This window comes from Bacillus sp. LL01 (genome assembly GCF_001037965.1).
The window spans coordinates 1-3,025 of record NZ_LFEL01000287.1; the positions used below are offsets into that span (position 1 = coordinate 1).

General features: G+C 40.2%; 5 protein-coding genes. 3 read left to right on the plus strand and 2 right to left on the minus strand.

The window, feature by feature from the left end; all coding sequences use genetic code 11:
* Positions 1 to 731, plus strand: a 731-nt coding sequence (locus tag AB685_RS29555) for an HD domain-containing protein (protein ID WP_047974187.1), incomplete at its 5' end; no start/stop codon positions are given.
* Between the two features lie 64 nt (positions 732 to 795).
* On the plus strand, positions 796 to 1,074 hold the full coding sequence (locus AB685_RS29560; RefSeq protein WP_082153836.1) for a sporulation YhaL family protein: 279 nt from the start codon (positions 796 to 798) through the stop codon (positions 1,072 to 1,074).
* Between the two features lie 291 nt (positions 1,075 to 1,365).
* On the opposite strand, the gene AB685_RS30755 is transcribed toward AB685_RS29560, so the two are convergent.
* Both AB685_RS30755 and AB685_RS29565 read right to left on the minus strand, forming a co-directional pair.
* Complete coding sequence (locus AB685_RS30755; protein ID WP_082153837.1) at positions 1,366 to 1,482, minus strand: YjcZ family sporulation protein; 117 nt, start codon at positions 1,480 to 1,482, stop codon at positions 1,366 to 1,368.
* 151 nt (positions 1,483 to 1,633) lie between these two features.
* Positions 1,634 to 2,548 (minus strand): peptidylprolyl isomerase, encoded by a 915-nt coding sequence (locus AB685_RS29565; RefSeq protein WP_047974188.1) that lies wholly within the window; start codon positions 2,546 to 2,548, stop codon positions 1,634 to 1,636.
* Between the two features lie 267 nt (positions 2,549 to 2,815).
* On the opposite strand from AB685_RS29565, the gene AB685_RS30760 reads away from it, so the two are divergent.
* Positions 2,816 to 2,902 (plus strand): YjcZ family sporulation protein, encoded by an 87-nt coding sequence (locus AB685_RS30760; RefSeq protein WP_075683146.1) that lies wholly within the window; start codon positions 2,816 to 2,818, stop codon positions 2,900 to 2,902.
* Positions 2,903 to 3,025 lie beyond the last annotated feature (123 nt).

Sequence of the window (3,025 nt, forward strand, 5' to 3'; positions counted from 1 at the left end):
GTGGACGCCTTCAACTAAAGATTGGCAGCATCCGTCCAACGACGGCAATGGATAATGTGAAAGTGGCAGATTTTGTGCGCTCCGCTCCGATATCACCAGAAGATATGCTTGAAGAAGTAACACAATACATTTTTGAAATGAAAAACCCAACGATTCAGCGTATCACTCGCTTTCTATTGAAGAAGCACCAGCAGGCATTCCTTGAGTCACCAGCTGCGACAAAAAATCATCATGAATTCGTATCCGGGCTTGCATATCATGTTGTGTCGATGTTGAAAATTGCCAAAGACTTAGCCATTCTCTATCCAACGTTAGATAAAGACCTTCTTTATGCAGGTGTGATTCTACATGACTTAGGTAAGGTTCGTGAGTTATCTGGACCAATTGATACAAAATACACGGTTGAAGGAAAGCTTATAGGTCACATTTCCATTATGGTCAATGAGATTGCAGAAGCAGCTAAAGAGCTTGAGCTTGATGGGGAAGAAGTATTAATTCTTCAACATATGGTGTTAAGCCATCATGGAAAAGGCGAATGGGGCTCACCAAAAGTACCTGTCGTTCGCGAAGCTGAAGTGCTTCATATGATTGATAATGTTGATGCGAAAATTAATATGATGGACCGAGCACTTGAACGTGTCCAACCAGGAGATTTCTCAGAACGTGTTATGGCTTTAGACAACCGTAGTTTCTATAAACCAACTTTTCATGAACCGCCATTAGATATCTAGGTTCTAGTTTTCCCCCTAGCGACATATTCATTACTACAAGAAGACAAGCAAGGGGGAAAAAGAGATGGACAAACGTCAAAAAAACCAACGCTTAGCACTGATTTTGTTAATTATCTTAGCTGCATTGTTTGTTTTGACTCAAACAGCGATAGGAGCAGCTCTTCTAGCAAGCCCATGGTGGGTCTATTTCGTTATTGCAGGGATTTTACTTAGTGGATACTTGTCTGTGAAATATTCGAAGGAAGAGCGGGAATTTGAGCAAGAATGGATTGAAAAAGAAGGTAATGTCTATATGGAAAGACTAGCGGAAGAGAAAGCACGCCGCATCAAAGAAAGGTCGTAGCATTAGCTACGACCTTTTTGTGCGAGTAAAGCGACTCGTTTCCGCATTGGTGTCTAGCTGCAGGGCTCCTTGCCCTGCGGGGAACAAACGGTGAATCAAATGAAGTCCAAGAGCGACTTCATATTACTCCCTTTATTTTTCCGCATGCCAGACCAGTCGCTTCCGCTTGTCTTGTCTAGCTTCKTGGCTCAGGTCATCGGTCACTTCACTTTGTCAAATGAAGCAAAAGGCGCTTCTCATTGCCAAAGCTCCACCGTGCTCTTACCTAAACGAGCCACTCCGCTTTTCTATTTAGCAGTAGAATGTTGCTCCTACAATGACTAATAGGATAAAGAGTATTACGAGTACAGTAAATCCGTTATCGCCGTAATTGCAATCATAGCCTTGGATTGGACCATTTTTTGACATGTTACTCATCCTTTCGTTTCCATAATTGGGGTGCTCCCTTAATCTAACGTATGCAGGTGTCTAATTTTTGACATAGGCATATGTGTAATTTGGGCTTACTTCCAAAATACAAAAAACCAACACCAGTTACAATAGCGTTGGTTTCTATTCATTATTCGTTTATTTCTTCCGCTTCTTCATTTTCAKCAAAGAGGTCAGCGAATTCAGGATCTTTCACGTCAATTTCCGCATTGTCGATCAAGTCACGTAAAACTTCTTCAGTTGATTTAGACTGTTCTTGAATAAGAGCTTGTTCAATATCATCTGCAAAGTCTTCATAATCTGACTTGCGATCGGTTACTTTAATAATATGGTATCCATATTGAGATTCTACGGCGTCGCTGACTTCTCCTACTTCAAGGTTGAAGGCAGCTTCTTCAAACTCGGAAACCATTTCACCTTCTCCAAAGAAACCTAGCTCTCCGCCACGTGTAGCAGATCCATCCATTGAATATTCAGTAGCTAAATCGGCAAATTCTTCGCCTTCTTCTAGCTTCTGAAGAACTTCGTTTGCAGTATCTTCATCTTCAACAAGAATATGGCTTGCTTCAACTTGTTCAGCGTATAATTCTTCATTCTCTTCGTAGTAAGCTCGTTTGTCTTCTTCAGTCACATTAACCTCTGATTTCGCAAGCTTATCCAAAACGATTGGTGGTACTACCATGTCTTCAACAAATTCATCCATAGATTCATAAGACATATTAAATTGTGCTTCAAGGATTTCAAGAAGCTCCTCGTCAGATTCTACGTTTAATTGTCCTTTAAAGTTTGCAATACCTTCTTCAACTTCTTCATCTGTAACACCTAATTCTTCCTTGGCGTCAGCGATCAAGATGCGTTGAACCATTTCTTCTAAAGTAGCTTGACCATAACGTTCTTTCATTTTATCGAAAAACTCAGCTTCTGTTATTTCATTTCCCTCAACGGTTACAACTACCTCAGAATCAGATGTTGTTTCTTCGTTGTTACAAGCTGCAAGAGCAGTTAGACACGCTAGACCTACCGCGGCGATTATTCGTTTATTCATTTATTCCACTCCTCAAATTGTCGCTAGTCATGTGTTTTGGAAACATCTATTTAATAAGGATTCAGGTTGTGGCGCTTATAAATAATTAGGTTTACACAATGAGTAGTCGAACCTTAATACAGAAAATACTATACCATATATTAAGGTTTTAAAGAAAGGTTTTCCAAAGGAATCGAAAACTTGAAATAGATATTTAGGGCAATCGCCTAGTACCTAAACGAGGCGATTGCATAGTATATCCTAACAAAGCAAAGAGGAGGTGTTCTTATGTCTCAAGGATATCATGGTGGTGGTTTTGCGTTAATCGTGGTGTTGTTCATCTTATTAGTAATTGTCGGTGCAGCTTGGTGCTAGCATCTTCTACACACCTCTTTACGGTTTAACACTTTACTAACAGGGAGGAGGATTTCACAATGGGTAACTCTTATGGACATGGATATAACGGATTTGCGTTGCTTGTCGTGTTATTTATTTTAC

What these genes read in the sequence shown, in the direction of transcription:
- AB685_RS29560 (WP_082153836.1), top strand. Translation starts at nt 796, where the DNA reads ATGGACAAACGTCAAAAAAACCAACGCTTAGCACTGATTTTGTTAATT.
- AB685_RS30755 (WP_082153837.1), bottom strand. Translation starts at nt 1,482, where the DNA reads ATGTCAAAAAATGGTCCAATCCAAGGCTATGATTGCAATTACGGCGAT.
- AB685_RS30760 (WP_075683146.1), top strand. Translation starts at nt 2,816, where the DNA reads ATGTCTCAAGGATATCATGGTGGTGGTTTTGCGTTAATCGTGGTGTTG.